The following is a 23147-nucleotide window of genomic DNA, read 5'->3' on the forward strand; positions in this document are numbered from 1 at the left end:
AAAGATTAAGGGGTGGTCGATTGAAGAAATTGTTAAAAATGTCAGCTGTATTATTTTTAAGCAGTTTAGTTATCATCTTTAATATTTGGTACTTTATTATATGTGCTTTTACTCCAGAGTATTATCAAAATACAAATCTTACATCTGATGAAAAAATAAGATTTGAAAAACTTTACCATATAGATTTTCCTGATGAAACGAAATTTATTAAAGCTAGAGAGTATTTGGCTGGGCCCGGAGGCGATACGTCTGCTGTATTATATGTGTCTCTGCCAACCAAACGGGTAGAAAAAATTTTATCTGATTACACGTATATGAAAATAAACTATACTGACAATGTCGGTTCAATGTATGGAGTTGATGTTTCAAAGAGTGTTGGTGGTTCAACAACTCTTACATTTGGCACATACGATAAAAAAGGAACTTTCTTTAATTTGAAACATGATAATGATTGGATGTTTAAAGGCACTGATTGGAATCATTACTTTTGGACAGCTGCTAGTATTAATGCTCTTATTTATGTATTTGTCTTGGTTATTGGGAAACAAATGAATAAAATCCTTAATTAAGTCTGTAGATTTATAATCCCAAAAATATTTTATCCTCTTCTTTTAAGACACTTCCATACAACCCACTTTTCCGCTATGTTTTTTTAAAAATTTGTGGTGTAGATATAATTGTGTGTATAATCAGACAAAGATAGAGAAGCAGGTGATAACATGTTGGATCCACTTGATATTTTAACGAACATTGATGATGTCCACCCATATTACCAGGCGATTTTCAGTGCCGAGGAGCAGAAAATCGTCGGGTATGAGGTGCTGGGACGTATATTGGCAGATTCAGAAATTCAAAGTCTCGGACCCTTTTTTTTAGATGCGGGGATACCCGAAGAATATAAATTAGAGGTTGATAACAGAATTATCCGCCAGGCTCTTGACCGCTTTTTAGAAGCGGATTCTGATCTGCTGATTTTTATGAATCAGGATGCCAATCTTTTAATGCTTGATCACGGCGAAAGCTTTCTTGAGCTTCTGAAAGAGTATGAAGCGAGAGGGATCGAACTTCATCGTTTCGTGCTTGAAATTACGGAGCACAATTTTGAAGGGGATATTGAGCAGCTTTACCATATGCTTGCCTACTATCGTACATACGGAATTAAAATTGCAGTTGATAATATCGGAAAAGAAAGCAGCAATCTGGACCGAATTGCGCTGCTTTCACCAGATTTGTTAAAAATTGATCTGCAGGCGCTGAAAATATCGCAGCCATCTCCGTCTTATGAGCATGTGCTGTACAGCATTTCATTATTAGCAAGAAAAATCGGTGCGGCGCTGCTTTACGAAGATATTGAGGCGAATTTTCAGCTTCAATATGCATGGAGAAACGGAGGCCGCTATTTTCAGGGCTTTTATTTGGTGTCCCCGTCAGAATCGTTTTTAGAGAGAGATGTATTGAAGCGAAGACTTAAGACTGAATTTCACCAATTTATCACACATGAGAAAAAGAAACTAGAAACCGTCTATGAGCACTCTGAACAGTTTTACAAACGGGTGCATCAGGCTGTTACATCATTGCGAAAATATAACCAGTCTCCGGATGATGACGACTTTATTAAAAAGCTGGCGGAAGAACTGACGGATTGCAGTTTTAGAATTTATATTTGTGATGAAGAAGGCGATCAGCTGACTGGAAATGTTTTTAAACAAGACGGAGAATGGATTTACCAGCCGGAGTATACGGAGAAGAACTGGAGCTGGCGTCCTTATTTTTTAGAGAATATTATGAGAATGAGAAACCTCAGAAAAGGATTTTTCAGTGATTTGTACAGCGATTTGGAAACAGGTGAAATGATTAGAACGTTTTCGTATCCGATGGATGATCATATGTATTTATTTATAGACCTGCCGTATTCTTATTTATATGAGCAGGATGGTTTGATTTAAACGGCTGAAGAGCCGTTTTTTTTTTATGAATTGAAAAATTATAAAAAAAACGATTGACATTGATACTGAGAATCATTATCATTTAATTATAGAGAGAAGCTACTCTCTGTTCCCCAACCCCTCTATCAGATCAAGATCCGAAAAGCTTGGCGCTACCCCCGCCAAGTTTTTTATTTGTCAACGAATAAGACAAACCATAAAACAATAAACCTTATTAGTGGTAAACAACGCCACTAGGAGGTTAAAACATGTGCAATAGGAGCAACAGCCTGCGCATTGACCTTCCAACCCCAGAACATCCTGACCCAAATGCTCTAGCCGCGGTTCAAGAGCTGTTAGGCGGCAAATTTGGTTGTCCACTCTCAATCATTACATGTTCCAATTCTGTAACTTTCGCTGCAAGAAAAAATTAAAACCGTTTTACGACGATCTCGTATCAAGCATTACGGCTGAAGGATTATGTCTTTAATGCTGACAGGTTCGTCATTTAAAGGTGATCCCGGTGTTTTACACCGATGAGAGATGCAAAAAATAAACGCAATTCCCAGCATCTTATTGAAACGGCTCAAACGTATCCGTTTAATTCGATGGTGAAGTCTAGACTGGTGAAAATGGGTTTAACAGCGGAAACCTGGTGCTGAATTTGCTCATGTGCGGCGGCGTTCACATCAAGCGCTTGAGGTTGCGACTGGCGGAAGTATCGGCAAAATGCATCCAATCCCGAATCCCGTTATTCAAAAGAGGATTTTGAAAAAATTGCAAAAAGGCTGTTGAATTCTGCCGGAATATCAAAAAAACTATAATTGTGTGTATGACATTCCAAAAAAAGCCTCAAACTACGTAAAAATAGTTTTTTCACTTTTTTTCTTTTCTTAAATTCAGCAGGGAAAATGCCATCCTGTCCGACTTTATGGTATGATGCTCAATAGAACTTGTATTATAATAAATACTTGTTGATTTGAAGTTGTTTTTTGAAAGGAGTCTTTTTTTAGAATGTCACAATTAATGGGTATCATCACACGGCTGCAAAGTCTGCAAGAAACGGCGGAAGCGGCTAGCGAGCCAATGCAGCGCTACTTCGAAGTAAATGGTGAAAAAATATGCAGTGTTAAATATTTCGAAAAAAATCAAACGTTCGAACTGACGGTTTTCCAAAAAGGTGAAAAGCCGAACACATATCCGTTTGATAATATCGACATGGTTTCAATCGAAATCTTTGAACTTTTGCAGTAAGACTCTTGATATAGGGGAAACAAGCTTTCGCTTTGCAGCATGTAATCGAAATAAACGGTAAGGAGCATACTTGTTTCATGGTTGTAAATCCTTGAAAAGGAGTGTCGTCATGGCCGATTCTTTTCTGTTTTATAATCTTTCAGAAGCACAGATGACCTTTCAAGAAGTGATGGAGCGGCTTAAAGCCTTTATCCGAAAGGACCCCCGTTCTTCATATGTGTTATCGATCGGAACCGATTCTCAGGTTTATCGTGATTACACAAAGTTTATTACTGCATTACATTTGCATCGTACAGGCAAGGGAGCTTGGGGCTGCTTGAAAAACCACGCAGTCGACAGACCCATACATAGCCTTCGTGAAAAGATTTCGTTAGAAACTGCGTACAGTCAAGAAACAGCCGCCTATATTCTGGATGGACACTTGATGGATATTACCGATCTGCTCCTGCCTTTTACAGGTGAAGGGGCGGATCTTACATTTGAGGTTCACTTGGATATTGGGAAAAAAGGGCTTACAAAAGAACTGATTCAAGAAATGACAGGACGTATTACTTCAATGGGGATTGAGGCTAAAATCAAACCGGATTCATACACAGCCTTCAGCTATGCAAATCGTTTCACAAAATAATTCCGGCTCGCAAGCCGAGGGAAATGTCGAATTATGCGGTTGACGATTGTTTTCTGATTACTTATTCTAGCGGTAGAGCTGAAAGTAAGTTTTCTTGCTTTCAGAGGTATTCAGTATAAAACAGGGGGCCTGATTACGAATGAGTCTTATCGGTGAACGATTTACAGAAGAAGAACAAAAACTTCTGCTGAATATCCTGATCAATCATGAGTATGCTATCGAGCTTTTAAGCAGTGAGATCAACGATATAGAGACAGGAACCAAAAACGTTGACGGAACCACCTACAAAAAACTTGTAACGCTATACGACCGATTTCGATTTGAAAATTAATGGAACACTTTATAATTGATACTCCTCCAAAGAGTATCTTTTTTATTGAGGAAACTTTTCGACAAATACTGATAAAGTTTATATTATTGTAGTATAGGGAATGTATGTGTTGATGAAAATGAAAAGGGGTCGAAAACATGATAAGCTTGCAATCAGATCAGCTTCTTGAGGCAACAGTCGGACAATTTATGATTGAGGCGGACAAAGTAGCGCACGTTCAAGTTGGGAACAACCTGGAGCACGCTTTATTAGTGCTGACAAAAACAGGATACACGGCCATCCCGGTGCTGGATGCGTCTTATCGTTTACACGGCTTAATCGGGACAAATATGATCATGAACAGCATTTTTGGTCTTGAAAGAATTGAATTCGAAAAGCTTGACCAGATTACCGTAGAGGAAGTCATGCTGAGTGATATTCCGCGTCTTCATATAAATGATCCGATTATCAAAGGATTCAGCATGGTCATTGATAACGGGTTTGTTTGCGTTGAAAATGATGATCAGGTCTTTGAGGGGATCTTCACGAGAAGAGTGGTTTTGAAGGAATTGAATAAGCATATTCGCTCGTTGAACAAGTAGGCTGCTCGGCCTATTTTTTATTATATTTGCAGAGCAATAAAGAAAGCGCATACATAAATTGGGGTGAAAAGGACTTGAATCATAAACTAAGTTTTTATTAGAATGGGAGATAAGAAAAACTTATTGATAATAAAAAGGAGGATGACATGCAGCTTCAAGAGCTTCATATGCTCGTAGTTTTAGCTGAGGAGTTAAATATGAGAAAGGCGGCTGAACGGCTTTTTGTATCCCAGCCGGCTTTATCTCAGCGTTTACAAACCATTGAAAAGGCGTGGGGGACAAAGATATTTTTAAGATCCCAAAAAGGATTGACGGTAACGCCGGCCGGAGAGAAAATCATTCAGTTTGCGAATGACGTTACGTCAGAGCAGGATAGAATTAGAGAAAATATCGATGAGCTCGAAGGAGAAATTCACGGCACACTGAAGCTCGCCGTCGCCTCTATCATCGGCCAGCATTGGCTTCCTAAAGTTCTGAAAACGTATGTGGAAAAGTATCCGAATGCAAAGGTTTCGCTTATTACCGGCTGGAGCAGCGAAATGCTGAAAAGCCTTTATGAGGATCAGGTTCATATTGGCATTATTAGAGGTAACCCCGAGTGGAAAGGCCGCAAAGACTATTTAATGACAGACCATCTGTATTTAGTCGATACTGAAATATCCTGTATAGAAGATATTGCTCATACAGAACGGCCGTTTATCCAATTTAAAAGCGACAGCACTTATTTTCAGGAGATTCAGCATTGGTGGCACCAAAAATTTAAAACGTCGCCAAAACAGACTATATTGGTTGATCAGATTGAAACGTGCAAACAGATGGCGCTGCACGGGATCGGATATGCGATTTTGCCGTCTGTTACCCTTCAGAACGAAGACAAAGTCAATAAAATGCCTCTGTTAGACGGTAAAGGAAACCCTATCGGGCGGGATACGTGGTTATTAGGCTATGAACCTGCTTTTGAACTGAAGCAAGTTCAAGCTTTTGTTTCAGTTGTAAAGGAGATGCTTGATCAAGAGCACCCATTTTAAGAGAAAAGACAGCACAAGGCTGTCTTTTTTTATTTACATATTGACAATGAAAATCATTATCATTTAAAGTGGTACATATGATATTGAAAATCATTATCAATTATGAGGTGATAACATGGCAAAAGCCTTGATTACATATGCAAGCATGTCAGGAAATACCGAAGACATTGCTGGAATTATAAAAGATACGCTGCAGGAATATGGTTTAGACATTGATTGCATCGATATGGATGACGCAGAAGGATCGGCTCTGACTTCTTATGATTATGTGCTCATTGGCACCTATACATGGGGGGATGGCGATTTGCCTTACGAAGCAGAGGACTTTTTCGAAGAGGTTCAGCAGCTCGAGCTGAACGGCTTGAAAACAGCTTGCTTCGGCTCGGGGGATTATTCTTATCCAAAATTTTGTGAAGCTGTCAATCTGTTCAGTGACATGCTGCAAGAGGCGGGAGCTGCTGTCTATCAAGAAACACTTAAAATTGAGCTTGCCCCTGAAACGGATGATGACGTGGAAAGCTGCAGAGAATTTGCAAGAGGTTTTCTTGCATGGGCAGATTTTGTGAACAAGGGAAAAAGCCATGTTTCATAAAGGTGCGACAGCTGTTGCGGCATCATCGTTTTCTGGCTATTTTGTGGCAGTAAAAAGAGAGGGCATTTTTCATTATTCTTTGGAACAAGGCTGGAAGAAGCTTTTTCGTTTAAAAGCGAAAATACACTGCATCAGTTACATCGGTCCTTATTTATTCGGTGTCGGTGAAAAGGGAACGATCATTCGTTCATCTGACGAGGGGAAAACATGGTCGATATCGAGCTTCCCGACAAATGCGACAGTGTGGGCGATTACGGGCAGGAATGATGGATTTGTTTGCGCCCATGGCAAACATTGCGTTTATGTATCAGAAGACTTCGGTATTTCGTGGCGGGTTGCCAAACCCTTTGCGGAATTTGAACATCCGCCTGTTATCCGTTCACTGTGTCTGCACGGTGGTAATCTGTATATTGGTACACAAATACACGAATGCTTCGGAGGGATTTGGGCTTACGATTTCACACAAGACGCTGTCCGAATGGTAAAAAAAGAAGACAACCGTATGACGGCATCCATGCTAGTGTTCAATGAAAAATGGCTGGTTGCTGCAATGGGCTCTGTAAAAGGGAAACGCGGAGCCGTCATTGCACAGCATATTTTAACGGCTGAAGAAGTCACGATACATTCCAGCATGATGAAAAAGGAAGAATCGTTTCTTGATATTTCAGAGGATGATGGCATTATTTATGTCACAACGGCTCAAGATGAAAATGGCTATTCGAGGATTTATCAGGCTGATCTTAAGGCCCGAGAGCTAAGATGGTTTGATACCATTAAAGGTCATGGCTGGAGAGTGGCCAATCAAAGAGAAAATTTCTTTTGTGCAGGTTTGTATGAATGTAAATTTGTCCAGCCGTACGAAGTTTCAGCAATGATTCATTAGAGGAGGAATACGGAATTGGGGAAGATTTTGCTGGTTTACGCAACGATGTCAGGCAACACAGAAGCCATGGCTGATTTGATTGAAAAGGGACTTCAGGAGGCGGAAGCGGAAGTAGACCGTTTTGAAGCGATGGACATTGATGATGCCGAGCTGTTTAATGATTATGAACATATCATCTTAGGAACCTATACATGGGGAGACGGAGATTTGCCTGACGAATTTCTCGACCTTGCCGAAGAAATGGATGCACTTGACTTTACCGGTAAAACATGCGCCGTTTTCGGTTCCGGTGATACAGCATATGAATTTTTCTGCGGTGCTGTAGATACACTTGAAGAGAAAATAAAAGATCGAGGCGGCGAAATTGTGCTTCCTTCCGTAAAAGTTGAAATGAATCCTGAAGGGGAAGAAGAGGAAGCATTAAAGGAATTCGGCAGACAATTTGCTAGAAAAAGCGGCTGTGCTGTCTGATAGATGCAAAGAGAAATGCCGAGCGCCTGTTTCCTTTTTTTCTTGTCTTTGTATCTTTCCTTTGATACAGTAATGAGGTAGAAAATCAGGAGGAGGACTATACATATGAAAATGATGGACGCAAATGAAATTATTTCATTTATTCAAAATAGTACAAAATCTACACCTGTAAAGGTTTATGTAAAAGGTGAGCTGGAAGGAATCAATTTCGGTGAATCTGCGAAAGCTTTTCTAAACGGAAACACTGGTGTTGTTTTCGGTGAATGGAACGAAATCAAAACAGCAATTGAAGAAAACAAAAGCAAAATCGAGGATTACGTGGTTGAAAATGACCGCCGCAACTCTGCGATTCCTATGCTTGATCTTAAAGATGTAAAAGCGCGCATCGAGCCGGGTGCGATCATCCGCGACCAAGTTGAAATCGGCGATAACGCAGTCATCATGATGGGGGCTTCTATCAATATCGGATCAGTTATCGGAGAAGGTACAATGATCGATATGAACGTTGTCCTTGGCGGACGAGCTACTGTCGGTAAAAACTGTCACATCGGTGCGGGTTCTGTGCTTGCGGGCGTTATTGAGCCGCCATCCGCTAAACCGGTTGTCATTGAAGACGACGTTGTGATCGGCGCAAATGCTGTCGTGCTCGAAGGTGTAACAGTTGGTAAAGGAGCTGTTGTAGCTGCGGGTGCGATCGTAGTAAACGATGTTGAGCCATACACAGTTGTTGCAGGAACACCTGCTAAGAAAATTAAAGATATCGATGAGAAAACAAAAGGCAAAACTGAAATCAAGCAGGAATTACGCCAGCTGTAAGGAATGATTTGATCAAAAAGGCGTGGATGATATATCCACGCCTTATTCGTATAGGCAGGAGGAAATGAAAATGAAGAAAGAGGAGCTCATTGCAATCCGCAGAGATCTGCACCGTATTCCCGAGCTTGGATTTCAGGAATTCAAAACACAGCAATATTTATTAAACGTCTTGGAGCAATATCCGAAAGACAGAATTGAAATTGAGAAATGGAGAACAGGGCTTTTTGTGAAAGTGAACGGAACAGCGCCGGAAAAAATGCTCGGATACCGAGCGGACATTGATGCGCTATCAATCGAAGAGCAGACAGGGCTGCCATTCGCATCAGAGCATCACGGCAAAATGCACGCCTGCGGACACGATTTGCATATGACGATTGCGCTGGGCATCATCGACCACTTTGTTCATCACCCTGTTAAGCATGATCTGCTCTTTTTATTTCAGCCGGCAGAGGAAGGTCCAGGCGGAGCGGAACCGATGCTAGAGAGCGACATTTTGAAAAAGTGGCAGCCTGATCTCATCACTGCGCTTCATATTGCTCCAGAGCTGCCGGTCGGAACCATCGCGACAAAAAGCGGTTTGCTTTTTGCGAATACATCAGAGCTTGTCATTGACCTGGAAGGCAAAGGGGGGCATGCAGCTTATCCGCACTTAGCCGAGGATATGGTTGTAGCGGCAAGCACACTCGTTACTCAACTGCAAACAATCATCTCCAGAAATACGGACCCGCTGGACAGCGCTGTGATTACTATCGGTACGATTACGGGCGGCTCCGCGCAAAATATCATTGCGCAAACAGCTCACCTGGAAGGCACAATCCGCACGCTTTCTGAAGAATCCATGAAGCAGGTAAAGGAACGGATCGAAGATTTAGTGAAAGGAATCGAAATCGGCTTTCGCTGTAAAGGAAAAGTGACGTATCCGTCTGTGTATCACCAAGTTTACAATACAAGCGGGCTCACAGAGGAATTTATGTCTTTTGTTGCTGAGCACAAATTGGCACAAGTAATTGAAGCAAAAGAAGCGATGACCGGAGAGGATTTTGGCTACATGCTAAAAAAATATCCGGGTTTCATGTTCTGGCTCGGCGCTGATTCATCGCACGGACTCCATCACGCGAAGCTGAATCCTGATGAAAATGCGATCGAAACAGCGGTTAACGTGATGACAGGTTATTTTTCTGTTTATGCCAATTAAGTACAATGGAAAGAATAAAATGCCATATGATGAGCACCCTATTTAACGGAGGTGTTCTTTATGACAAAAAAAATTGGAATTGAACAGTCGTTATCAGATGTAGAAGCTGCATTAAGAGAAAAAGGATATGACGTTGTCATGATGAAAAGTCCTGCAGATGCAAAAGGCTGTGACTGCTGTGTCGTAACAGGGCTAGACAACAATGTGCAAGGTATTGCCGATACAGTAACACAAGCACCAGTCATTACAGCTTCCGGGATGACTGCTGAAGAAATTTGCAGCGAAGTTGAAAGCAGAATTCAATAAAGTAAAAACCGAAGCAAAAGCTTCGGTTCTTTTGTTATTCTGTTTCTTTAGGAAAAGCGCGGTCGAGTGCTGTTTTTATTTCTTTTCTCAGCACGCGTTCGATCCGCCACTGTTCCATATTTTCTGTTTTGGCAATGACTCTGATCACAATTTCAGAGGTTCCCAGCTCTTGAATGCCGATAACATTAGGGCCCTCTTTAATTTGCGGAAGAGCAGCTGCCGTTTCGTCACATACATGTTGTAAGATGTGAATGGTTTCATCGAGGTTTCTTTCAGCAGGGACTTTAATATCAACCAGCGCCTGCATCGTTCCGCGGGAATGGTTGCTTACATTTGTGATGTTCCGATTCGGGATATAATGCAGTGTGCCGTCAAAGCTGCGGATTTGGGTCGTTCTTAAACCGACCTGCTCCACAATTCCATTAAAGGTTGCAACGGTTATATAATCTCCGACATCCAATTGTTTTTCAAGCAGAATAAAAAAACCTGTCACGATGTCGCTGACAAGGCCTTGGGCGCCAAAACCGACCGCCAGACCTACAATTCCCGCACCTGCTAAAAGAGCGCTCGGATCGTAATGAAACAAATCCAGAACCATAACGAAAAAAATAAAAATCAATATGTAAGCAAATACATTAAGTGTCAGGCTTCGGAGCGTGTGAGCCCGTCCAATAGTCAGGTTGTTTTGCGCTTCAAATTTTGCAAATAGATGTTTAATAATTCTCATGCCTACAGATCGAACGATAAAATAGAGGCAAATCATAATGACGAGCTTAATGAGTAAAACACCCGCATTGGTGACAAGACCTGCCCAATCATAGTGTGTAATAAAATCCATGTTGGAGCTTCCTTTCTGAATGTGTTGCAGCATGTTAAAATTTGTTTCCCTATACATGAACATGTTAAACTTTTTAACGTAAAATGTCGAAGGCAAAGACATGTATTCTTTGTTAAAAATTGACTGTGAAAATGCGCTTCGATATAATGGTCATTGTGATGTTATTAACGAAATAAGGGATATTTTCCTTTATTTTCTTATCCGTCTGGCTTTTAAAGCCAAACTATCAATTGGAGGGATACATATGGCAGAACGTATGGTAGGTAAACAAGCTCCTCGTTTTGAAATGGAAGCAGTCCTTGCAAATAAGGAATTTGGCAAAGTTAGTCTTGAAGAAAACATGAAAAACGAGAAATGGACGGTTCTTTTCTTCTATCCAATGGACTTTACTTTTGTCTGTCCGACAGAAATTACAGCGATGTCTGACCGTTATGACGAATTCGAAGATCTTGATGCTGAAGTGATCGGCGTTTCAACTGATACAATCCATACCCACTTGGCGTGGATCAACACAGACCGCAAAGAAAATGGTCTAGGTCAGCTGAAATATCCGCTTGCTGCTGATACTAACCATGAAGTATCCCGTGAATATGGCGTTTTAATTGAAGAAGAAGGCGTTGCACTTCGCGGATTGTTTATTATCAATCCTGAAGGCGAGCTACAATATCAAACGGTTTTCCATAACAATATCGGCCGTGACGTTGATGAAACGCTTCGAGTGCTGCAAGCACTTCAAACAGGCGGACTATGCCCGGCTAACTGGAAACCAGGTCAAAAAACACTTTAATTCTTTTTGAGAACGAAAGAAAAAGGTCTAACATTCGTTAGGCCTTTTTGACTCTTACTGCTCACTAGGAGGAAAAAGCGATGAAATTACGTCAGCCAATGCCTGAATTGACAGGAGAAAAAGCTTGGTTCAACGGTGAAGTAACAAAAGAACAACTGATTGGAGAAAAACCGACACTGATTCATTTCTGGTCTATCAGCTGTCATCTGTGCAAAGAAGCAATGCCGCAGGTGAATGAATTCCGTGACAAATATCAAGACAAGCTGAACGTTGTAGCTGTTCATATGCCTCGTTCCGAAGACGACCTGGATCTCGACAAAATCAAGGAAGTAGCTGCTGAACATGACATGACTCAGCCTATTTTTGTTGATAGCGACCACGCTTTAACCGACGCATTTGAAAACGAGTATGTGCCTGCGTACTATGTGTTTGATAAAACCGGCCAGCTTCGTCATTTTCAAGCGGGCGGAAGCGGCATGAAAATGCTTGAAAAACGTGTGAACCGCGTTCTGGCTGAAACAGAACAAGCTGCTGAATAATGTTGCGCAAATAAAAAAACCTGAGGGTATCAGGTTTTTTTATTTGCGCAAAAAAGGAAAAGAGTAAGAAGCTTATTTTTCCATATTTGGGTATGAGAAAAACCTTTTTTAATGACTTATCTTCTAAAAAAGAGACCTAATTTCTTATGTTTTTCTGCAAATTTAGATATTTTTCATATCTCAGAACGCGAAAATTGTAGATATTACGCTAAATTTCATTAAAGAAGTAATTAAAAGATAGATTTTCAACATTATTCCAAATGATTAACATAAGCTTTGAACCCTTGTGAATAAAGAGGTCTGTTGAAAAATAAAACGTTTTCAGAAAATAAGGAATTTTTCATAGAGTAAATATAATAGTAAAATGCTAAAATAATAGTTGATAAAATTACTTTTGTAATCTAATATCTTAATTAAAGATGTTAATTCTGATAGGGGGTACATTGAGGAATGTTTAATGAAAGAGAAGCTTTGCGCTTGCGATTAGAACAATTAAATGAAGCTGAAGTGAAAGTCATTCGTGAATATCAAATTGAACGCGATAAAATATACGCAAAATTAAGAGAGCTGGACAGAAATGGAAGCCCTTCCGAAACGAAAAAAGAGTTCCGTTCTGAAAGAAAAACCGACTCTCTGCCAGTTCTCGCCGAGCTTGCAGCTCAGGAAATCAGAAGCTATCAGCCGCCATCACAGCAGCAGTCCGCCCAACCTCAGCTTCAAACTATTTCCTCTCTTCCTGCCGGTATACCAGATGGAGCGACAAGAAGAAGAAGAGGAACGGCAAGACCGGGGTCAAAAGCAGCTAAACTGCGTGAAGCGGCTATTAAAACATTAAAACGCCACAACGCGGCAATTAAAAGTTCCGAACTTCAAAAAGAGATTGAAAAGGAAAGCGGTCTGGAAATTCCTAATATGACAACGTTTATGCAAAGCTTAATTAAAATGTATCCTGAAGTGAAAAAACCGTATCGCGGCCAGTACATTTTAGAGGGCGAAATCGAATCCGTTGAATCAACTGAATCAGCAACAGAATAAGCACACAGAAAAACTGCTTGGCGAGCTCAAGCAGTTTTTTTATTATTGGGTTTTTTTCGAGGAAGGTTTATTTTCTTTTTCAAGATTAAGCTTATACACCCATTTTTGATAAGGTTTTTCTTCGGCGGCGCGGCTCTTCAGCTCTTCAATTTTATGATTGATAAGCTGGTCAGATGATTGGGCTCTGGTCAGCTGTTTTTGAAGCTCATTTACTTGTTTTGTGACATCTTCAAGGATGGTCTCTACATGACTTGACGGTGCGTAAACGGTTTGAGCTTCTTCTGCCGTTTTTTCTTTCTGTTTCGCGCCGCCATCAATATCGGCAAAATGAGAAGCAATCCAGGCATCACTTTCATCAAGCTGCCGTTTGTACGAAATAATAGTTTCTTGAAATAGTTTTTCTTTCGTTTTTTCTATTTCAAGCAGCCTTTCTTTCGTTTCTATGATTCGATCTTTCATATGATCTATTTCTATTTTGATATGTTTTAGCTGGTATTCTTTTTCTATCATTTGCTCTTTTAAGCGTCCGTTTTCGGCTTTTATCGTTTCGGCTTGCTGCTTTGCTTGAAACAATTCGTGCTGTTCTCGCTGGATAGAGGTATTAAGATGAATGATTTGTTTATGCAAATTTTTATTTTCTTCCTCAATTTTGATTTTTTCGATATGAAGCTTATGTTTTCCTTCAATTTCAGTTTTGCGTTTGTAGGTTTCCGCGGAAAGAAGCTCCTGCAAGGTGACGATTTTATCGAGCAGTTCGGCTCTCATTTGATGCAGTGTATGGCTCGTATGGGAGGCGTGTTTTTCTTTCATTGACATTTGCTTTAACTCAGCAGACAGCTGCTGAAGTTTTTCTTTCATATTGGTATTTTCTTTGAGCAATTTGTTATTTTTCTGATGGAAGTAGCTTGCCTCAAGCTCGGAAATAAGTTTATGGCACCTTGACAGCTCTGATTTTAAATAAAGGTTCTCCTGTGACACGTCATGGAAAAAAGGACCTGATCTTTTCAAGCGAACCATCTCCCTCATGATGTTAACATTACAATATGCAAATACTGAACAGCTATTCCTCTTTAATAAACAGACAAGCATTGGCGTTGGAGCCTTGCTTTTGCTATGCTTTTGGTAACTAGAGGTGAGAGCATGAAGCATATAAATGTACTTTTAGCAGGAGGAGCCTCACGCCGATTCGGGGAGCCCAAGGCTTTTGTAAAATGGAGAGGCCGCATGTTTTACGAATGGGCTAAAAAGGCGCTTGGTGAGCAAGCGGTCATCATCAGCCGTCCCGAGTTTATCGATAGATTTCAAGAGAATGGCGAAACCGAAGTATATCAAGACGCGGAGCCGTTCGAGGGAATGGGCCCATTGGCTGGTATCTATACTGCTTTTGAAAAGACAGACGGTGACCTGTATACAATTCTATCCTGTGACACACCGTTAATACGTAGAAGGACGATGGCGGAACTCAGGCGCATGGTGACTGCCGATACGGACGCTGTCATCCCGATATCAGGCGGACGAGAGCAGCCATTGATAGCACTGTATCATAAAAGGATCATGCCTATTCTATATGAACAGCTATCCGAGAAAAAATTAAAACTATCAGATTTCTTAGACCGTATTTCAGTTCGTTACGTACAGGCAGAGGAAATCGCGGCAGTGCCGGAAGAGTTTATGAATATTAATACACGCGATGACTATAGGCGTTTGGAAGAATTCAAGGCATTCTCCTGCTGGGACTGACGGGAGAAAAACATGGTATGATTGACATAAAAGATAAGGAGATCAGGTTTGATGGAGGAGCGTTATTCACGGCAAATCAGATTTAAGCAAATTGGAGAAGAGGGCCAGCAAAGACTGGCAGACAGCCGCGTGCTGATCGTAGGAGCAGGAGCGCTCGGAACAGCCGGAGCTGAAGGGCTATCGAGAGCGGGAGTGGGAACCGTCACCATCATTGACCGTGATTATGTAGAATGGAGCAATCTGCAAAGGCAGCAGCTGTATACAGAAAGCGATGCAGAACTCCGCATGCCGAAAGCTATGGCTGCCAAAGAACATTTATCCGCTATAAACAGCGGCATACATATTGAGGCATATGTTACAGAGGGGACGGCTGAAACACTTGAACCGCTGATTGAAAAAGCGGATATTGTTATCGATGCGACAGATAATTTTGAAACACGTATGCTTATCAACGATCTAGCTCAGAAAACAAAGACACCGTGGATTTATGGTGCATGTGTAAGCAGTCAAGGGATGTTCATGACGATCATACCGGGGGAGACACCTTGTTTGTCTTGTTTGTTTGAACAAATTCCTGTCGGCGGAGCGACGTGCGATACAGCGGGGATTATTCCCCCTGCGGTCCATATGGTTTCAGCCTATCAGCAGGCAGAAGCGCTGAAACTGTTAACAGGAAACACAGAGGCGATACAGCGCGGCTTTGTCACGTTTGATGTCTGGAACAATTCACATATGAAAATAAACGTTAGCGATGTACGAGTCGAAGATTGTCCGTCATGCGGCGCACACGCAGTTTATCCTTATCTTCAAGACTGGAACACGCCAAAAGCCGCTGTACTGTGCGGCCGTGATACGGTTCAAGTCAGATCAGAGTCATTAAAAAGAATACCGAAGCAGGAGCTCGTCAGTCGGCTGAAAACAATCGGCAAGGTAGAGGCCAATGCATTTTTGCTTCATATCTATTATGAACATTTTAGAATCGTCATTTTTAATGACGGACGGGCTCTGATTCACGGAACAAGTGATGTGAAAGAAGCCAATTCTGTGTTGGCAAGAGTAATCGGATTGTAACAACAGGAGGGTTCAGAATGCTGGAGAAAAGAACACCGATACCGGTAGATGAAGCTGTTCGGCGTGTCGGCCGATTTCAAAAACGAGGGGAAACAGAATGGGTGGCGCTTGAAAACAGCCTTCACCGATTTTTAGCTGAAGATGTAACGGCAGATCACCATGTGCCTGCATTTGACCGTTCGCCATATGACGGTTTTGCTGTCAGAGCATGCGATACGGCTGAAGCTTCACGCGAGCACCCTGTCCGCTTTGAGGTCATTGACCATATCGGAGCAGGGGCTGTATCTGAGAAAGAACTTGCTGCGTTTCAGGCAGTGCGAATCATGACAGGTGCGCAAATTCCAAAAGGCGCGGATGCCGTGGTCATGATTGAGCTGACTCAAACCTTTGAAGAGAATGGTCAGCCGTTTATGTCTTTAAAACGCCGCTTCCACCCAGGGGACAATATTTCAAAAACAGGTGAAGATGCTAGAAAAGGGAGCGTTTTAGTCAGAAAGGGCACTCGAATTACCCCGGGAGTAACAGCTCTTCTGGCAACCTTTGGATACGCTTCTGTGCCTGTCGTGAGAAAGCCTGTTGTTGGGATCATCGCAACCGGCACAGAATTGCTGAATGTCAGTGACCCGCTGGAGCCGGGGAAAATCCGTAACAGCAACGCAAGTATGGTATATGCACAAGTCCTTGAAGCGGGCGCTTCACCTCTTTACTTAGGGAAAATTTCCGATGATCTTGATCAAAGCTTTGCTGCGGTCAAAGAAGCAATGGAAAAGGTTGATTTTCTAATCACAACAGGCGGCGTGTCAGTTGGTGACTTTGACTTTTTGCCTGCAATCTATGAAAGACTCGGGGCGGAAGTGCTCTTTAATAAAGTTGCTATGCGTCCAGGAAGTGTAACGACTGTCGCTCATGCAAATGATATGCTGCTGTTTGGGCTGTCAGGTAACCCATCGGCATGCTATGTCGGTTTTGAACTGTTTGTAAAACCGATGATCCGGACATGGCTGCTTCATGATAAACCGCATCCCATTTGCGCAGAAGCTGTTTTGACTAAGGACTTTCCTAAGCCAAATCCTTTTACCCGATTTGTACGTGCTTATGTACACCATAAGGAAGGAAAGCTGTTAGCGGCTCCCGTTGGATTGGATAAGTCAAGCTCTGTCACTTCACTTGCAGAGGCGAATGCGTTTATCATCCTGCCGGGCGGTACGAGAGGTTACGAATCGGGCAGAACGGTTCACGTGCTGCTGATCAGAGAAGAGAATGGAAGTGAGTGGCCTTGGTCCGTCCTTTCCCAATCGTCCAAATTGTAGGGTTCCAAAACAGCGGAAAAACAACGTTGATAGAGCGTATACTTAAAAAAGCCGCACAACAGGGGCTGCATGCAGGCTGTTTGAAGCATCATGGTCATGGAGGCGAACCGGAAGCATTCACTGAAGGAAAAGACACTAACCGTTACCAAGCCGCAGGAGCTGATATAACAGCAGTAGAAGGAGCGGGTGTTTTACAGCTTACGGCCCGCCGTAAATGGGATCTCCCGCAGCTGATCGAGTTATATCGCTTTCTCGATATGGATTGCCTGCTCATAGAAGGCTTTAAAAAAGCTCCTTATCCTAAAGTCGTTATAGTACGAGATAAGGATGATCTGGCCAAACTGCAGGCAGTAAATATAATCGCAATCATGTACAGAGAAAAAGAACAAATGGCTTCGCACCAAGGATTACCCGTTTTTCACGCGGATGATCCAGCAGGAGTTGATTATGTGCTTTCACAGCTGAAGGGGGAATCTGTGTAATGGGTCGATTTGAGATCACGAAAACACCCATCGTTACTGAAGATATCATAAAAAAGGTAGAGAAACGGGAAGCTGGAGCTATTACCACGTTTATCGGGACGGTTCGGGAGTGGACAAACGGAAAAAAAACAATCAGGCTGGAATATGAGGCTTATGAACCGATGGCTGTGCAGATGCTGGCCCAAATCGGGGCTGAAATAGAAGAGAAATGGAGAGGTGCCTCAGCTGCTATCACACACCGGATCGGTGTACTGGATATCGGCGAAGCGGCAGTTGTCATCGCTGTGTCTTCCCCCCATCGAAAAGCTGCTTATGAAGCCAATGAGTATGCAATCGAACGCATTAAACAAATAGTGCCTATTTGGAAAAAAGAAATTTGGGAAGACGGAGAGCAATGGATTGGTGACCAGCTTGAGACAACAGCTTATCCGAATGGAAAACCAGATCTAAGTGAGGGAGAGTAGCATGATTAAAATTCTTTTGTTTGCGGGACTTGCTGAAAAGGCCGGCACGTCAACGCTTGAAATTGATATGGAACAAGCAACAACCGATGATGTAAAAGCAGTATTAAAGGAACAATACGGACTTGAATCAATTGATACGGCTATGATTGCCGTAAATGAAAGCTACGTCAAAGAAAATACTTCTGTATCTTCCGGTGACACGGTGGCTGTTATTCCTCCTGTCAGCGGGGGGTGAAAACCGGACGGCGATAAAGCCGTCCGGTTTTTGCGTTAGAAGCCATATCTCTCGTTTTTTGCATATCCTGCTCCTCATCCTGCATACAATGATTTTCTGTAAGCATTTATTTTACATAGTCCCACCATATAAAGTAAGAGACCATCTCCATCATTAGATTGAATTTTGAAAAATTAACAGAAATTTATTTCGGGAATCGATATAGTAAGGGTGAAAAAACTGGAAGGGTGCTGGATATGGAGACATTTAAAAGATTAAAATCATTTTATTGGCCGTACAGAAAGGTGTTTATGTGGTCGCTTCTGGCGATGTTTTTGATGACAGCGATAACGGTCGTTTATCCGATCATTCTTCAAATTACGATTGATGAGATCGTACTGGGGAGTCAGTATCAGCTTGCAGTATGGGTCAGTCTGGGATTTATTGCGGTAATGGCTGTAAAAGGAACCGCCACTTTTTTTCATCAGTATTTAGGTGATATGTTTGGAATCAAATCTGTTTATCGGCTGAGAAATGGCCTGTATGGAAAATTGCAGAGGCTTTCTTTTTCTTACTATGACAATGCCAAAACAGGTGATTTGATGTCCAGGCTGACAGCCGATGTTGAGGGGCTTAGGTTTTTTTTATCCTATGGGCTTGCTGAGTTTATTCGATTCGGCTTGCTGGTTGCGATCAGCTTATCAGTCATGTTTTACTATTCGGTCCCTCTTACGCTGGTAACAATCGCTGCTTTGCCTTTTCTGGCGATCACAGTATATCAATTTGACAAAAGAGTACACCCTGCCTTCCGAGGTATCAGAAAATCGTTTGCGAAGCTCAATACAAAGGTGCAGGAAAATATCAGCGGCATCAACACAGTTAAGTCACTATCAAGAGAAGATTTTCAAATTAGCGCCTTTAATAAGGCAAATGCGGCCTACAGAACAACATATTTACAAACGTCATTCATCTGGTCTGCGTATTTTCCGCTGATGGAATTTATCGGCAATATTTGTATTGTGGCTCTTCTTTCATACGGCGGCTATTTGGTCATGCAAAATCAGCTGAATCCGGGTGAGCTTGTCGCTTTCTTCAGTCTTGTCAGTTATATGATGTGGCCGATCATGAACTTAGGTTTTGTGATTAATATGTTTTCTCAGGCAAAAGCCTCAGGAGAGCGTCTGTTAGATATTCTTGATGAAGAGGAAGACATTAAAGACCATGCTCATGCTTTACACCAGCCAAAGTTAACCGGAGATGTCTCATTCAAAGATGTGACTCTCGCATACAAAAATGAGCAAACGAACGCGCTTTCCAATGTAAGCTTTGAAGCCAACAGCGGAAAGATGATCGGACTTTTGGGCCCTACGGGATCTGGAAAAAGCTCAGTCACACAGCTCCTCACTAGATTTTACAGTCCGGCAGGCGGAATCATCACGATTGATCATAAACCTATCACAGATTATTCATTAAAAACCCTTCGCTCAAATATTGGAGTCGTACTTCAAGAATCATTCCTATTTTCATCTACTATTCGATCAAATATTTCATACGGAAAGCCGGATGCTTCGATCGAGGATGTTATAGCTGCTGCAAAAAGGGCTCAGGCTCACGAGTTTATTATGGAACTGCCTGACGGGTATGACACCATGCTTGGAGAAAGGGGGCTGGGGCTTTCAGGCGGCCAGAAGCAGCGCATTGCTATTGCCAGAGCCATCTGCTTAAACCCAAGCATTTTAATATTAGATGACGCTACAAGTGCAGTAGATATGCAAACGGAGCACAGCATACAGCTTGCGTTAAAAGATGTCATGAAAAACCGCACAACCTTTATCATCGCTCACCGCATTTCATCACTGAAACACGCAGATGAAATTCTCGTCTTCGATAAAGGCAGCATTCGTGAAAGAGGCACTCATCACGAGCTTCTTGCCAAAAACGGCTATTACAAAAAGATATACGATTTGCAATACCGGGATGCCAATATGATAAATGAGCCGCATCAGGTCGGATAGGGAGGAACATATGAAACAAGCAAAAAAACAGGGGATTTTGGAGCGTTTCTATTATTCTTCAGATGAAATCATTGAAAAACCGTTTAACTGGGCTCAAATGTGGCGGCTGTTAAGCTATGTCAAACCGTATCGAAAAACAATTCTGCCGCTTTCTTTTCTCACCGTTTTGATTGGGACTGCTGTGAAGCTTGTCATTCCCATTCTGATCGGTGTTTATGTTCTCGATCAAGCCATTACAGCAAAAAATTCGGAATTGCTGATGCAGCTGATGATTTTGATCAGTGTTTTATACGCAGTTAATTATGCAGCCAATATGCTAAGGATCAGATGGATGAACCAGCTTGGCCAGCATGTCATTTACGATTTGCGCCAGCATTTATTTACCCATGTGCAGCGCTTGTCCCATCGATTTTTCGATCAGAGATCGGCAGGGTCTATTCTCGTCAGAATTATGAATGACATTAACTCCCTTCAGGAGCTTTTCACAAGCGGCGTAATTAACTTATTAACAGATTTATTGCTTTTGGCGGGAGTCGTCATCATTTTATTCACGCTAAGTCCTGAACTGACCATAGCCATCATGGTGACTCTGCCGATTATGTTTTTTATTTCAACAAGTCTCAGAAAAAAAATCCGCCGTTCATGGCAAACGGTGCGCCTGAAGCAATCAAAGCTGAACTCCCATTTAAACGAAAGCATCCAAGGTATCCGCGTAACGCAGGCTTTCACGCAGGAACAAGAAAACAAGACGTATTTTGACGGAGTCAATCAAGAAAACTATCAATCATGGCGGGAAGCAACAAGAAAAAATGCTGTGTTCCGTCCGCTGGTAGAAATGACAAATGCGATAGGAACAGCCGTATTAATATGGTATGGCGCCACACTCATCATGAACGAAACCATTACGATAGGTGTCTTCGTATCTTTTGCCTTCTATTTAGGCATGTTTTGGGAGCCTATTTCAAGATTAGGCCAGGTTTATAACCAATTGTTAATGGGGATGGCCTCGTCAGAGCGGATTTTTGAATTTTTAGATGAACAGCCGAACGTCAAGGAAAAACCGGAAGCCATTCATAAGAAAAATATAAAAGGCCATATCAGCTTCGAAGAGGTTGAATTTTCTTATGATGAAAAACGAAAGGCTCTTCATTCTTTCTCCTTTTCCATTCCTGCAGGCTCTACACTTGCACTTGTCGGACACACAGGGAGCGGGAAAACAACGATTGCCAATTTAATCAGCCGTTTTTATGATGCAACAGGAGGAACCATTAAAATAGACGGCATTCCGATAACAGACCTATCCCTTGCCAGTTTGCGCTCTCAAATCAGCATTGTGCTTCAAGACACGTTTATTTTCTCCGGAACGATTATGGAAAATATTCGCTTCGGAAGGCCGGATGCCTCAGACGAAGAAGTAATAAAAGCTGCTCAAGCAGTCGGAGCGGATGAGTTTATTTCTGGTTTAGCAGAAGGATACGAAACAGAGGTGGAAGAAAGGGGAAGCGTATTATCCGCCGGTCAGCGCCAGCTCATTTCCTTCGCAAGAGCGCTGCTCGCAGATCCTGCTATTATCATTCTTGACGAAGCCACGGCAAGCATTGATACAGAGACAGAGGTCAAAATCCAGCAGGCTTTAAAAACATTGCTGAAAGATCGTACAGCCGTCATGATTGCCCATAGACTGTCCACGATCCGCGACGCCGACCATATCATCGTTCTAGATCACGGCAGGAAAATAGAAGAGGGGAATCACGAACAGCTGCTTGGGAAAAGAGGTATTTACGCAGGACTGGTGAAATCGCAGTACAGCATCGCTGCAGAATAAAAGCCTTCAGTTTTAACATCAGGAAGGTCTTTTGAATGATTTGGATATTTTTTAAAAAATATGAAACTTTTTTTAGGTCCTTACGTATTATCAGCTAGATATGTTAAAGGAGGATTTATATGGAAGCAAATGTAGAAAAAAACGGTGGAGTAACAACTGAAAAGCCATCCCTTTTTGGCGTGATCACAAGTCCTGGAATTCAATTTGAGAGAATAAGAGAAAGGCCGGTTGTATGGGGCCCGCTCTTAATTGTTGCGGCAATCATCATAGTTGGTGCTGTATTGCAGGGGCTCGGAACGGATTATAGCGAGCTTCTTAAAGCGACCGATACTGAAGGCTTATCGCCTGAGCAAATTTCAACTGTCGCAACCATTACCAAATTTGGAGCAATGGCAGGTTCGATTCTTGGCGGAATTGCAGCTTTATTTATTGCGCCTCTTATTTATTGGCTCTGCGTGAAAATATCAGGAGGCGTAACGACATATAAGAAAATGCTTTCTCTCGGTCTGTTTGTCTCCTTAATCAGCAGCTTAGGCTTATTGGTTAATGGAATTGTAGCTTTTACCACTGATGCAAGTTCACTTTACAGCATGACGTCACTTGCTGGAATTATTCATTCAGACATGCCTTTAACAAGCGTATTAAATACATTTGAGATCTTCAGCATTTGGAGCTATGTATTATTAGCGATCGGTCTTCATAAAACGGGAGGCATCTCAAAAAAAGCAGGGTGGATATCCGTTATTATTCTTTTCGTCCTTTTGGTCGCATTTTCGTTTATTTCAGGATCAATAAGCTCTGTGGCAGGTGCATAATT

General features: G+C 42.0%; 27 protein-coding genes and 1 pseudogene. 26 read left to right on the forward strand and 2 right to left on the reverse strand.

Going from position 1 to position 23147, the window contains the following annotated elements; genetic code table 11:
* The first annotated feature begins 20 nt into the window (after positions 1 to 20).
* The 14 genes and pseudogenes from NST56_RS08135 to NST56_RS08200 all read left to right on the forward strand — a co-directional run bounded on the left by NST56_RS08135 (position 21) and on the right by NST56_RS08200 (position 10010).
* On the forward strand, positions 21 to 569 hold the full coding sequence (locus NST56_RS08135; RefSeq protein WP_010334050.1) for a hypothetical protein: 549 nt from the start codon (positions 21 to 23) through the stop codon (positions 567 to 569).
* Between the two features lie 150 nt (positions 570 to 719).
* Complete coding sequence (locus NST56_RS08140; RefSeq protein WP_010334051.1) at positions 720 to 1946, forward strand: EAL-associated domain-containing protein; 1227 nt, start codon at positions 720 to 722, stop codon at positions 1944 to 1946.
* Between the two features lie 248 nt (positions 1947 to 2194).
* Positions 2195 to 2592: pseudogene (locus NST56_RS08145) on the forward strand (manganese catalase family protein); the annotation flags it as partial.
* A gap of 347 nt (positions 2593 to 2939) precedes the next feature.
* Entirely contained in the window at positions 2940 to 3179 is a 240-nt protein-coding gene (locus NST56_RS08150) for a DUF1797 family protein (RefSeq protein WP_010334055.1), read from the forward strand.
* A 109-nt stretch (positions 3180 to 3288) separates the two neighbouring features.
* The gene (locus NST56_RS08155) at positions 3289 to 3807 is read left to right on the forward strand and encodes a ribonuclease H-like YkuK family protein (RefSeq protein WP_339181253.1); all 519 of its coding nucleotides are present in this window, start codon (positions 3289 to 3291) and stop codon (positions 3805 to 3807) included.
* Positions 3808 to 3946: 139 nt separating this feature from the next.
* Positions 3947 to 4138, forward strand: coding sequence for an AbrB antirepressor AbbA (gene abbA / locus NST56_RS08160; RefSeq protein WP_003218673.1), 192 nt, complete (start codon positions 3947 to 3949; stop codon positions 4136 to 4138).
* Between the two features lie 137 nt (positions 4139 to 4275).
* Positions 4276 to 4719, forward strand: coding sequence for a cyclic-di-AMP-binding protein CbpB (gene cbpB, locus NST56_RS08165; RefSeq protein ID WP_010334057.1), 444 nt, complete (start codon positions 4276 to 4278; stop codon positions 4717 to 4719).
* Between the two features lie 146 nt (positions 4720 to 4865).
* The gene (gene ccpC / locus NST56_RS08170; protein WP_010334058.1) at positions 4866 to 5747 is read left to right on the forward strand and encodes a transcriptional regulator CcpC; all 882 of its coding nucleotides are present in this window, start codon (positions 4866 to 4868) and stop codon (positions 5745 to 5747) included.
* A 115-nt stretch (positions 5748 to 5862) separates the two neighbouring features.
* Entirely contained in the window at positions 5863 to 6339 is a 477-nt protein-coding gene (locus NST56_RS08175) for a flavodoxin (RefSeq protein WP_268450390.1), read from the forward strand.
* The gene (locus NST56_RS08180; protein WP_268450393.1) at positions 6329 to 7222 is read left to right on the forward strand and encodes an exo-alpha-sialidase; all 894 of its coding nucleotides are present in this window, start codon (positions 6329 to 6331) and stop codon (positions 7220 to 7222) included. The genes NST56_RS08175 and NST56_RS08180 overlap by 11 nt, the downstream gene beginning before the upstream one ends.
* A gap of 15 nt (positions 7223 to 7237) precedes the next feature.
* On the forward strand, positions 7238 to 7693 hold the full coding sequence (locus NST56_RS08185; RefSeq protein ID WP_229148106.1) for a flavodoxin: 456 nt from the start codon (positions 7238 to 7240) through the stop codon (positions 7691 to 7693).
* A gap of 105 nt (positions 7694 to 7798) precedes the next feature.
* A complete protein-coding gene (gene dapD, locus NST56_RS08190; protein WP_168747648.1) occupies positions 7799 to 8509 on the forward strand; it encodes a 2,3,4,5-tetrahydropyridine-2,6-dicarboxylate N-acetyltransferase in 711 nt (236 codons plus the stop codon).
* Between the two features lie 70 nt (positions 8510 to 8579).
* Positions 8580 to 9704, forward strand: coding sequence for an N-acetyldiaminopimelate deacetylase (locus NST56_RS08195; protein WP_268450396.1), 1125 nt, complete (start codon positions 8580 to 8582; stop codon positions 9702 to 9704).
* Between the two features lie 60 nt (positions 9705 to 9764).
* The gene (locus tag NST56_RS08200) at positions 9765 to 10010 is read left to right on the forward strand and encodes a YkuS family protein (protein ID WP_010334064.1); all 246 of its coding nucleotides are present in this window, start codon (positions 9765 to 9767) and stop codon (positions 10008 to 10010) included.
* A 34-nt stretch (positions 10011 to 10044) separates the two neighbouring features.
* Here NST56_RS08200 and NST56_RS08205 read toward each other — a convergent pair whose 3' ends face one another.
* On the reverse strand, positions 10045 to 10848 hold the full coding sequence (locus NST56_RS08205) for a mechanosensitive ion channel family protein (RefSeq protein ID WP_268505551.1): 804 nt from the start codon (positions 10846 to 10848) through the stop codon (positions 10045 to 10047).
* Between the two features lie 244 nt (positions 10849 to 11092).
* Here NST56_RS08205 and ahpA point away from each other — a divergent pair, with 244 nt between their 5' ends.
* The 3 genes from ahpA (at position 11093) to rok (ending at position 13209) form a co-directional block, all read left to right on the forward strand.
* Positions 11093 to 11635 carry a biofilm-specific peroxidase AhpA gene (ahpA, locus tag NST56_RS08210; RefSeq protein WP_268446327.1) on the forward strand — a complete coding sequence of 181 codons (543 nt, stop codon included), beginning with the start codon at positions 11093 to 11095 and terminating at the stop codon, positions 11633 to 11635.
* Positions 11636 to 11715: 80 nt separating this feature from the next.
* Positions 11716 to 12174: a thiol-disulfide oxidoreductase YkuV gene (ykuV, locus tag NST56_RS08215; protein ID WP_010334067.1), complete on the forward strand. Its 459-nt coding sequence runs from the start codon at positions 11716 to 11718 to the stop codon at positions 12172 to 12174.
* A gap of 450 nt (positions 12175 to 12624) precedes the next feature.
* Complete coding sequence (rok, locus tag NST56_RS08220) at positions 12625 to 13209, forward strand: transcriptional regulator Rok (RefSeq protein ID WP_010334068.1); 585 nt, start codon at positions 12625 to 12627, stop codon at positions 13207 to 13209.
* A gap of 42 nt (positions 13210 to 13251) precedes the next feature.
* Here rok and NST56_RS08225 read toward each other — a convergent pair whose 3' ends face one another.
* Positions 13252 to 14217 (reverse strand): sporulation protein, encoded by a 966-nt coding sequence (locus tag NST56_RS08225; RefSeq protein WP_339181265.1) that lies wholly within the window; start codon positions 14215 to 14217, stop codon positions 13252 to 13254.
* A gap of 132 nt (positions 14218 to 14349) precedes the next feature.
* Between NST56_RS08225 and NST56_RS08230 the strand changes: the two genes are divergently transcribed.
* From NST56_RS08230 to yknW, 9 genes are all read left to right on the forward strand, one after another.
* Complete coding sequence (locus tag NST56_RS08230) at positions 14350 to 14949, forward strand: molybdenum cofactor guanylyltransferase (RefSeq protein ID WP_268505555.1); 600 nt, start codon at positions 14350 to 14352, stop codon at positions 14947 to 14949.
* Positions 14950 to 15000: 51 nt separating this feature from the next.
* Positions 15001 to 16020: a MoeB/ThiF family adenylyltransferase gene (locus NST56_RS08235; RefSeq protein WP_268505557.1), complete on the forward strand. Its 1020-nt coding sequence runs from the start codon at positions 15001 to 15003 to the stop codon at positions 16018 to 16020.
* 17 nt (positions 16021 to 16037) lie between these two features.
* Entirely contained in the window at positions 16038 to 17330 is a 1293-nt protein-coding gene (glp, locus tag NST56_RS08240) for a gephyrin-like molybdotransferase Glp (protein ID WP_268505562.1), read from the forward strand.
* Positions 17291 to 17812 (forward strand): molybdopterin-guanine dinucleotide biosynthesis protein B, encoded by a 522-nt coding sequence (gene mobB, locus NST56_RS08245; protein ID WP_339181270.1) that lies wholly within the window; start codon positions 17291 to 17293, stop codon positions 17810 to 17812. The genes glp and mobB overlap by 40 nt, the downstream gene beginning before the upstream one ends.
* Positions 17812 to 18276, forward strand: coding sequence for a molybdenum cofactor biosynthesis protein MoaE (locus NST56_RS08250; RefSeq protein ID WP_339181272.1), 465 nt, complete (start codon positions 17812 to 17814; stop codon positions 18274 to 18276). Before mobB ends, NST56_RS08250 begins: the two co-directional genes overlap by 1 nt.
* Before the next feature lies 1 nt (position 18277).
* On the forward strand, positions 18278 to 18511 hold the full coding sequence (gene moaD / locus NST56_RS08255; protein ID WP_010334075.1) for a molybdopterin converting factor subunit 1: 234 nt from the start codon (positions 18278 to 18280) through the stop codon (positions 18509 to 18511).
* 236 nt (positions 18512 to 18747) lie between these two features.
* Positions 18748 to 20505: an ABC transporter ATP-binding protein gene (locus NST56_RS08260; RefSeq protein ID WP_339181275.1), complete on the forward strand. Its 1758-nt coding sequence runs from the start codon at positions 18748 to 18750 to the stop codon at positions 20503 to 20505.
* 10 nt (positions 20506 to 20515) lie between these two features.
* Entirely contained in the window at positions 20516 to 22330 is a 1815-nt protein-coding gene (locus tag NST56_RS08265; protein WP_339181278.1) for an ABC transporter ATP-binding protein, read from the forward strand.
* 119 nt (positions 22331 to 22449) lie between these two features.
* Positions 22450 to 23145, forward strand: a complete 696-nt coding sequence (gene yknW, locus NST56_RS08270) for a toxin SDP protection protein YknW (protein WP_268505568.1) — start codon at positions 22450 to 22452, stop codon at positions 23143 to 23145.
* Positions 23146 to 23147 lie beyond the last annotated feature (2 nt).

Source organism: Bacillus sp. FSL R5-0560 (assembly GCF_037966305.1).
In the GTDB taxonomy this organism is placed as follows: Bacteria; Bacillota; Bacilli; order Bacillales; family Bacillaceae; genus Bacillus; species Bacillus mojavensis.

Excerpts from the sequence above, each read along its gene's own strand:
- NST56_RS08140 (WP_010334051.1), top strand. The coding sequence starts at position 720 with ATGTTGGATCCACTTGATATTTTAACGAACATTGATGATGTCCACCCA.
- NST56_RS08150 (WP_010334055.1), top strand. The coding sequence starts at position 2,940 with ATGTCACAATTAATGGGTATCATCACACGGCTGCAAAGTCTGCAAGAA.
- NST56_RS08155 (WP_339181253.1), top strand. The coding sequence starts at position 3,289 with ATGGCCGATTCTTTTCTGTTTTATAATCTTTCAGAAGCACAGATGACC.
- abbA (WP_003218673.1), top strand. The coding sequence starts at position 3,947 with ATGAGTCTTATCGGTGAACGATTTACAGAAGAAGAACAAAAACTTCTG.
- cbpB (WP_010334057.1), top strand. The coding sequence starts at position 4,276 with ATGATAAGCTTGCAATCAGATCAGCTTCTTGAGGCAACAGTCGGACAA.
- ccpC (WP_010334058.1), top strand. The coding sequence starts at position 4,866 with ATGCAGCTTCAAGAGCTTCATATGCTCGTAGTTTTAGCTGAGGAGTTA.
- NST56_RS08175 (WP_268450390.1), top strand. The coding sequence starts at position 5,863 with ATGGCAAAAGCCTTGATTACATATGCAAGCATGTCAGGAAATACCGAA.
- NST56_RS08180 (WP_268450393.1), top strand. The coding sequence starts at position 6,329 with ATGTTTCATAAAGGTGCGACAGCTGTTGCGGCATCATCGTTTTCTGGC.
- dapD (WP_168747648.1), top strand. The coding sequence starts at position 7,799 with ATGAAAATGATGGACGCAAATGAAATTATTTCATTTATTCAAAATAGT.
- NST56_RS08195 (WP_268450396.1), top strand. The coding sequence starts at position 8,580 with ATGAAGAAAGAGGAGCTCATTGCAATCCGCAGAGATCTGCACCGTATT.
- NST56_RS08200 (WP_010334064.1), top strand. The coding sequence starts at position 9,765 with ATGACAAAAAAAATTGGAATTGAACAGTCGTTATCAGATGTAGAAGCT.
- NST56_RS08205 (WP_268505551.1), bottom strand. The coding sequence starts at position 10,848 with ATGGATTTTATTACACACTATGATTGGGCAGGTCTTGTCACCAATGCG.
- ahpA (WP_268446327.1), top strand. The coding sequence starts at position 11,093 with ATGGCAGAACGTATGGTAGGTAAACAAGCTCCTCGTTTTGAAATGGAA.
- ykuV (WP_010334067.1), top strand. The coding sequence starts at position 11,716 with ATGAAATTACGTCAGCCAATGCCTGAATTGACAGGAGAAAAAGCTTGG.
- rok (WP_010334068.1), top strand. The coding sequence starts at position 12,625 with ATGTTTAATGAAAGAGAAGCTTTGCGCTTGCGATTAGAACAATTAAAT.
- NST56_RS08230 (WP_268505555.1), top strand. The coding sequence starts at position 14,350 with ATGAAGCATATAAATGTACTTTTAGCAGGAGGAGCCTCACGCCGATTC.
- NST56_RS08235 (WP_268505557.1), top strand. The coding sequence starts at position 15,001 with ATGGAGGAGCGTTATTCACGGCAAATCAGATTTAAGCAAATTGGAGAA.
- glp (WP_268505562.1), top strand. The coding sequence starts at position 16,038 with ATGCTGGAGAAAAGAACACCGATACCGGTAGATGAAGCTGTTCGGCGT.
- NST56_RS08250 (WP_339181272.1), top strand. The coding sequence starts at position 17,812 with ATGGGTCGATTTGAGATCACGAAAACACCCATCGTTACTGAAGATATC.
- moaD (WP_010334075.1), top strand. The coding sequence starts at position 18,278 with ATGATTAAAATTCTTTTGTTTGCGGGACTTGCTGAAAAGGCCGGCACG.
- NST56_RS08260 (WP_339181275.1), top strand. The coding sequence starts at position 18,748 with ATGGAGACATTTAAAAGATTAAAATCATTTTATTGGCCGTACAGAAAG.
- NST56_RS08265 (WP_339181278.1), top strand. The coding sequence starts at position 20,516 with ATGAAACAAGCAAAAAAACAGGGGATTTTGGAGCGTTTCTATTATTCT.
- yknW (WP_268505568.1), top strand. The coding sequence starts at position 22,450 with ATGGAAGCAAATGTAGAAAAAAACGGTGGAGTAACAACTGAAAAGCCA.